Annotated in this window: 4 protein-coding genes and 2 pseudogenes; all 6 read right to left on the bottom strand. The window is 76.2% G+C overall.

Going from position 1 to position 7,245, the window contains the following annotated elements:
- Nucleotides 1-625: 625 nt before the first annotated feature.
- Nucleotides 626-1,495: pseudogene (locus tag LQ51_RS34490) on the bottom strand (prenyltransferase/squalene oxidase repeat-containing protein); the annotation flags it as partial.
- Between the two features lie 67 nt (nucleotides 1,496-1,562).
- Nucleotides 1,563-2,810, bottom strand: a complete 1,248-nt coding sequence (moeZ, locus tag LQ51_RS08305) for an adenylyltransferase/sulfurtransferase MoeZ (protein WP_197087570.1) — start codon at nucleotides 2,808-2,810, stop codon at nucleotides 1,563-1,565.
- 41 nt (nucleotides 2,811-2,851) lie between these two features.
- Entirely contained in the window at nucleotides 2,852-3,604 is a 753-nt protein-coding gene (locus tag LQ51_RS08300) for a DUF3152 domain-containing protein (RefSeq protein ID WP_046564109.1), read from the bottom strand.
- Nucleotides 3,605-3,829: 225 nt separating this feature from the next.
- Nucleotides 3,830-4,702 (bottom strand): DUF3152 domain-containing protein, encoded by an 873-nt coding sequence (locus LQ51_RS08295; protein ID WP_046564108.1) that lies wholly within the window; start codon nucleotides 4,700-4,702, stop codon nucleotides 3,830-3,832.
- Between the two features lie 5 nt (nucleotides 4,703-4,707).
- Nucleotides 4,708-5,712 (bottom strand): alpha/beta fold hydrolase, encoded by a 1,005-nt coding sequence (locus LQ51_RS08290; protein WP_046564107.1) that lies wholly within the window; start codon nucleotides 5,710-5,712, stop codon nucleotides 4,708-4,710.
- 113 nt (nucleotides 5,713-5,825) lie between these two features.
- A pseudogene (locus LQ51_RS08285) lies at nucleotides 5,826-7,245 on the bottom strand (hypothetical protein); the annotation flags it as partial.

Here is a 7,245-nt window from a genome sequence, read left to right as displayed (position 1 = left end):
CGCGCAGGCGCGGCCCGGGCGCGGGCGCGGGTCAGCCGGTCGGGGCGGCGGGCTCCGGCGGCGGGCCGGCCGGCTTCGGCCGCGGCAGCGGCACGACCGGCGGCACCTGCTGGTCGATGTCCAGCGACGGCTCGACCACCCACGGGCTGAACGGGGACGGCGACTCGGCCTCCGCCAGCGGCTCGGCCCCGCGCGGGCTGGAGGGCAACACCGCCGGCCCGTCGCCACCGAAGGTCGAGGGCAACGCCGGCGACTCGCCACCGCCCAGGCTCGGTGGAACCGCCGGCGGCCCGTCGCCACCGAAGGCCGAGGGCGACGCCGGCGACTCGCCACCGCCCAGGGCCGGCGGAACCACCGACGACGAGTCGCCCGAGGCCGGGGGCGACGCCGGCGGCTCGGCACCGCCGAAGGCCGGGGGCAACGCCGGCGGCTCGGCACCGGCCAAGGCCGAGGGCGGCGCGGGGGCCGGCGACGCCGGCCCGGCAGGCGGCAGGGTCGGCGCCGCAGCCGGGACCTCCGGCGGCGGCACGGGGCGGGGCGCGGGCACCACCCGCGGTGCCGGCGGCACGGCCGGCTGGGTCGGGAGGAACGGCGCCCCGGAGACCGGGGCCTCGGGGATGCCCGGGCGGCAGGCCCGGATCGCGCGCAGCGTGGTGTGCACGTCGAACTGGTGGCCGTCGTCGCTGTCCCAGCCGCCGTCGCTGCGCTGGGTCTCGGCGAGCCGCCGGCGCGCGGCCACCAGCAGCCACTGTTCCTCGCCCACGTCGACCCGGCGCAGGGTGGCGGCGAGCCAGGCCACGTCGGCCGGGGACATTTCCGGGATCCGGTCGGCCAGCACCGCCTGGATCCGCGCCGACTCGTAGTACAGCTGCTGGCGGTGCAGCACCGCGGCGGCCAGCCACCCGGCCGGCAGGAAGGACGGCCAGCTGCCGTCCGGGAGAAGCTGCGCGGCGAGCGCCTGCGCCGCCGCCTGCACCACCCCGGCGTACGCTCCGCCGACCCGGTGGTCGAGCGGGCCGGCGGCCCGGGCGTCCAGTCCCGCCACGGTCAGCCAGAAGCCGGCGTTGGCGGTCAGGTAGAGGCGGGCCTCCGGATCGCCCGGGGTGGCCCACTCGGGGGCGAACCCGGCCAGCGACGGGTCCTCGTCCCAGCCGCCGTCGGGCAGTTGCCGGGCGGCCAGCCAGTCCAGCGCGTGCCGGGCGGCCGGACGGCCCAGCGCGCCGAGGTCGTCCAGCTCGGCCAGACGGAAACAGGTCGCGTCGACGGAGGCGACCGTACCGTCCAGGATGGCGGGCCAACCGCCGCCGGGCGCCTGCCCGGCCTCGGCCGAGTCGAGCAACTCGGACGGCACCGGCGCGCCGGTGCGCAGCCGGTGCAGCCGGGCGCGGTCCACCGTGTCGCCGTGCGCCACGACGAAGCCGATCGCCGCCTCCAAATCCACCACGGCGGACACGCTACCGGCGCAAACGCGGTTACGCCTCGGTAGCTCGGCCAGGGGTGGCCCGGCCCACCGGCGACCCGCGCAGGCCCGTCCGGTGTCCGGACGGACCTGCGCCGGAGGGTCAGTACGCCGGCAGCGACGGATCGATCTGCTTCACCCAGGAGAGCACCCCGCCCTGGACGTGCACGGCGTCGGAGAAACCCGCCGCCTTCAGCGCGGCGAGCGCCTCCGCGGAGCGGACGCCGGACTTGCAGTGCAGCACGATCTGCTTGTCCTGCGGGAACCGGGCCAGCGCCTCACCGGAGAGGATCTCGCCCTTGGGGATGAGGGTCGCGCCGGGGATCCGGACGATCTCGTACTCGGCGGGCTCGCGGACGTCGACCAGGAAGATGTCCTTGCCGGCGTCCTGCCACTCCTTGAGCTCCAGCGCGGTGATGGTCGAGTCGACCACCGCCTCCTGGGCCTCCTCGGAGACCGCGCCGCAGAAGTCCTCGTAGTCCTCCAGCAGGTCGGTGACCGTCGGGTTCTCGCCGCAGAGCACGCAGTTCGGGTCCTTGCGGACCTTGATCTTGCGGTAGCTCATCTCCAGGGCGTCGTAGACCATCAGCCGGCCGACCAGCGGCTCGCCGATGCCGGTGAGCAGCTTGATCGCCTCGTTGACCTGGATCGACCCGATGGACGCGCAGAGCACGCCGAGCACGCCGCCCTCGGCGCAGGACGGCACCATGCCGGGCGGCGGCGGCTCCGGGTAGAGGCAGCGGTAGCAGGGGCCGTGCTCGGCCCAGAACACCGACGCCTGGCCGTCGAACCGGTAGATCGAACCCCAGACGTACGGCTTGCCGAGCAGCACGGCCGCGTCGTTGACCATGTAGCGGGTGGCGAAGTTGTCGGTGCCGTCGACGATCAGGTCGTACCCGGAGAAGATCTCGCGCACGTTCTCCCGGTCCAGCGCGGTGTTGTGGATCTCCACGTTGACCAGCGGGTTGATCTCGCGAATCGAGGCGGCGGCGGACTCGGCCTTGGACCGGCCCACGTCGGAGACGCCGTGGATCACCTGGCGCTGGAGGTTGGACTCGTCGACGGTGTCGAAGTCGATGATGCCGAGCGTGCCGACCCCGGCGGCGGCGAGGTAGAGCAGAGCCGGCGAGCCGAGGCCACCGGCGCCGACACAGAGCACCCGGGCGTTCTTCAGCCGCTTCTGCCCCTCGACCCCGACGTCCGGGATGATCAGGTGGCGGGAGTAGCGACGGATCTCGTCTACGGTCAGCTCGGCGGCGGGCTCGACGAGCGGGGGCAACGACACGGTGAACTCCCCGGGATCGGCGGTGGGACCGCGCCATTGTCGCTCGACCGGGCAGGGATCGGCCATGATGAGGGCCACGCCGCCCGACATGCGGGAGCGGGAATAACTCAGACCCCGTCGACGGGCTCCCCCTCGTAGCGGGCCCCGTCGACGTACGGCCAGGCGTTGGCGACGCAGCCGTCCAGCCCGTACGTCTGCTGCTGCATCACCGGGGCCGGCGCGCCGGGGCCGGGACAGGCCTGGTGCAGTTCGCCGAGTTCGTGCCCGACCTCGTGGTTGATCACGTAGGTGCGGTAGACCGCCAGCGGGGCGCCGTAGTCCGGCACCGCCTCCATCCAGCGGGCCAGGTTGATGATGACCCGGCCGGGCAGCCGGCAGGAGGTGTACCGCTCGGTGGTCAGGCCGCCCTCGGCGCACATCCGCTCCGAGGTGGCCGGGGTGGCCAGGTAGACGGTGAAGTCGGCGGCGGCCGCCTCGGCGACCCGCTGCACCCGCAGCTCACCGGAGGCGATCCAGCTCCGCGGGTCGGCGAGCACCTCGTCCACGGTGGCGGCGAACCCGTCGGCGTCCTGGCCGCTGCCCCGTTCGACCTCCACCCGGTAGCGGTGCAGTGGTCCGTCGTACCCGCGCACCGGGGAGCGGCCGTCGGCCGCGGCAAAGCTGCCGGGTCCGTCCGTCGGGTAGCCGGTCGGCTCGTCCCGGGCCCCGGCGCCGACGCCGTGCGCCAGCCGGGCTTCGCCGGCCGCCACCGGCGCGGGGTCGGCGGGCCGGCGGACCAGGTCGGTCAGGCCGGCCGCGGCGCCGGCCAGCGTCCCGGCGACGAGCAGGAGCAGCAGGGTACGGCGTCGGCGGCGGCGCATCCGCCGTAGGCCGGGGCGGACTGGCGCGGCGGTACGCGGCCGTGCCGGTGGGCGGTCGAAGTCGAGCCGGACCGGCCGGGCGCCGACTCCCGGCGACGCCCCGGGCTGGGCAGGCGGGTCGGAAGGGGACGACGACGTCATGGCACCAGCGTGCCATGCAATTCGGGCATTTGGCTGCTTTTACCGCTTGTTCCGCGAAATACTTCTCATCGCCACGATCAGGTCTTACGCCCGGGGGCCGGTGTAGCGCCGCCCGTTCAGGTACGGCCACGGGTTCGGCCGGCAGCCGTCCAGGAAGAGGGTCTGCTGCTGCATCACCGGCGCCGCCCGGCCGGCCCCCGGGCAATCCTCGTGGTGGTGTCCCAGCTGGTGCCCCACCTCATGGTTGACGACGTAGAGCCGGTAGGTGTCCAGGGGCATCCGCGCGGCCACCAGATGCGGTGCCGAGGTGCGCCACCGGTCCAGGTTGATGACCACCCGACCGGTCACCCGGCAGGAGGTGTACGGCACCCCACCCTTGCGGATGTCGATGCCGCCGCGCCGGCACAGCTGGGCGGCGGTGTCCCGGGTGGCGAGGTAGACGGTGAACTCGGACCGCACCCCGGGGGCCACCCGCTGCAACCGCAGCTGGCCACCGTCCACCCAGCTCCCCGGCCCGGTCAACGCCCGCAGCACGGCGTCGCCGAAGGCCTGGACGTCCTCGCCGGACCCGTTCTCCACCGCCACCCGGAACCGCCGCAGCGTGCCCGAGGCACCCAGCACCCGCCCCGGCCGCGCGTCGTAGGCGAAGGTCCCCCGGCCGTGCGCGGGCACCGGGCCGGGCAGCGCCAGCACCGGCGCGGACGGCTTCGGGCTCGCCGACGGGCTTGCCGGGACCGACGGCGACGCCGGCGACGACTCCACCGGCTGCGTCACCGACCCGTCGCTGACCAGCTGCCCCACCTCGGCGGAGGGGCGTTGCACCGCCACCCCCACCCCGACCGCGGCGGTGGCCACGAACGCGAGCACCACCAGCCCGGACCGCCACCGACGGGCGGCCGGGCGGCGGCGCGGGGCGGTACGGGCGACGGCGCGGCGCGGCGGAGCGGAGGCGGGCATCCGGGTCAGCCTGCCATGTCCCGGCCTGGGCCGCTCTCCCCCGTTCCGGCAAACGGCCTGCTCCCGGACTCGGCGAGCAGCCCCAGCACCGCCCGGGCCACGATCCGGGGGACCTCCAACTGGGCCAGGTGCCCGACCCCGTCGAGCATCAACAGCCGGCTGTCCGGGATCACCCGGGCGGCCTGCGGGGCCACCCGCACGTCGACCAACCGGTCCTGCCGGCCCCCGATCACCAGGGTGGGCACCGGCACCGTCGCCGCTAGCCGCCACAGCGACCCCGAGCCCGGCAGGTAGGACCGCAGGAAGCTGGAGACCAGGCCGCGGAACGTGCGGACGTACGCGGCCGCGTAGTGGGCCGCCTCGTAGCGGACCCGGATCTCCTCCACCGCCTCCCGCCGGCGCTGCTCGCTGATCCGGGTCAGATCGGCGATGCACGCCTCCATCACCTGCCGGGCCATCACCTCGGGGGCGAGCTGGGCCAGCCGCCAGGCGGCCACCCGCTCGGCCCGGGGGATCGCCAGCAGGGGCAGCATCCGCCCCTGCAACGAGCGCCGGAAATCCAGGAACGGCAGCGCCGGGGAGATCAGCGTCAGGGTGCGGACCAGGTCGGGCCGGAGCGCCGCCACCCGGACCGAGACGGCGCCGCCCAGCGAGTTGCCGAACAGGTGCACCGGCCCCCGGTCGCTCTGCTCGATCCAGCGCACCACCCGATCCGTGAAGGCGGGGATCGTGTAGCGCGGGCCGGGCTCGCTGCGGCCGAAGCCGGGCAGGTCGATCGCCTGCCCCGCCAGCCGGCCGGCGAGCAGGCCGGCCAGGTCCGTCCAGTTCTGCGCCGACCCGCCCAGCCCGTGCACGTAGAGCGCCGGCTCGGCGTCCGGACCGGTCGCCGGGGTCTCCCGGACGTAGGTGACCGTGCCGTCGAGGAGCACCTCCCGCCCCGGCCAGGGCGGCGGCAGCGGGAGGTGGGGCGCGGGCAGGCTGTCGTCCGGCCGAAGGGAGGCGGGCTTCATGACCCCAGTCTTCCCCGCGCCGGCGCCCGACCACACCGCGCCGCGCTCTGGATCGCCCTGCACCTGCTCACCGGGGTTGATGTAGCGCTGCCCGGTTGCTGGCCGGGCTCAGCTCAGGCCAGCAGGGCCTCCAGCCGCCGGTTCACCGCCGCCAGGGTCGCTCGCACCACGGCCTGCCGGGGGTCCCCGGCGACCAGGGCGGACCCGGCGAGCTGCTCCACCCAGCCGTCGCAGACCAGCAGCACCACCACGGTGGCCACCTCGCAGTTGCCGAAGGGCACCACGGCGGCGTGCTCGACGAAACAGCGCCCCCGCTCCCCGGTCCGGGCCGCCTGGCCGAGCAGCTCGTCGACCGAGGCCGCGGCGGCCACCGCGCAGAGCCGCAGCACGTACCCGTCGACCGCCGGCCCGGTGGCGTGCCCTTCCGCCGTCCGGTCCCCGGCGATCAGCCGTACCTCCACGGTGGCGTCGAGACCGAAGGTGCTCACCTGGACGTGGTCGATCACCGCCCGGGGACCGGGCAGGCCGCCGGTGTCCAGCGGGCGGGACGGCGCGGTCTCCGTCGTGGTCATCTGCCCACCGGAGTACGACGTGCCGACCGTGGCCGGGCTGCCGGTGGGCGTACCGGTCGGGGCCGACGCCAGCGACGACTCCTCCACCGCCGCGCGGCCCCGGTGGGTCGTGCCCGGCCGGCGCCGGCGCGGCGGCTCGCCGTCCGGCTCGTCGTCGACCTCGGCGGGCGGCTCGGCTAGCCGGTTCCCGCGCGCCTCGGTACCGCCGAAGCGCCCCTCACCGGCCCGGTTCTCCGCGACCCGCCCCTCGGCGCGCCCCGGCCGGAGCCCGGCGGGACCGTCCTCGGCGCCGCGCGACTCGGTCGAGCGCGCCCCGGCGGCCCGGGACTCGGCCGAACGGGACTCGGCGGCCCAGGGCTCGGCCGGACGGGACTCGGCGGACCGGGACTCGGCGGCCCGGGACTCGGCGGCCCGGGACTCGGCGGACCAGGGCTCGGCCGGACGGGACTGGGCGGGCCGGGTGTCGGCGGCGCGCGGCGAGACCGAGCGGCGGCGTACCGGCGGCGGGGTGGCCGGCGTACCGGGCAGGTTCTGCGGGGCGGCGGCCAGCCCCATCCGCTCCTGGAGCAGGCGGGCCACCATCCGGCTCACGTCGGCCGCGTCGGCGCCGTCGGCGAGGTCGAGCCGGAGGCTGTGCGCGCCGGCCGGGGTACGCCGCAGCGCCGCGTCCCGGACACCGGGCACCTCGCGGACCGCGTCCAGGATGGCGTTGACGTCGAAGCCCTCGGGGCGCTCCCGCAGCGGCGCCGGCTCGTCATCGCGGCGCAGGTGGGTGGCGATGCGGGCGAGTTCCGGCGTCTCGGCGGACGGTTCCACGGCTGGCGGCTCCGGCACGACGGGCACGTCCGGCTCGGCGGGGACGCGCTGCGGCAGCACCACCGCGGCGGCCTCCGCCGCCTCGGGCTCGGCGACCGGCTCGGCCGGCGGCGCGGTCTCGGGCGCCGAGCCCGAGGCGGCGGAG

It is taken from the genome of Micromonospora sp. HK10, from assembly GCF_000982955.1.
Taxonomy (GTDB): domain Bacteria; phylum Actinomycetota; class Actinomycetes; order Mycobacteriales; family Micromonosporaceae; genus Micromonospora.
The sequence above is the reverse complement of the archived record's forward strand: the minus strand, read 5'-3'. Positions and strand labels throughout refer to the sequence as shown.

Bases quoted from the DNA above. Each gene is read 5' to 3' on its own strand.
- moeZ (WP_197087570.1), bottom strand. From the start codon at position 2,810: ATGGCCGATCCCTGCCCGGTCGAGCGACAATGGCGCGGTCCCACCGCC.
- LQ51_RS08300 (WP_046564109.1), bottom strand. From the start codon at position 3,604: ATGCGCCGCCGCCGACGCCGTACCCTGCTGCTCCTGCTCGTCGCCGGG.
- LQ51_RS08295 (WP_046564108.1), bottom strand. From the start codon at position 4,702: ATGCCCGCCTCCGCTCCGCCGCGCCGCGCCGTCGCCCGTACCGCCCCG.
- LQ51_RS08290 (WP_046564107.1), bottom strand. From the start codon at position 5,712: ATGAAGCCCGCCTCCCTTCGGCCGGACGACAGCCTGCCCGCGCCCCAC.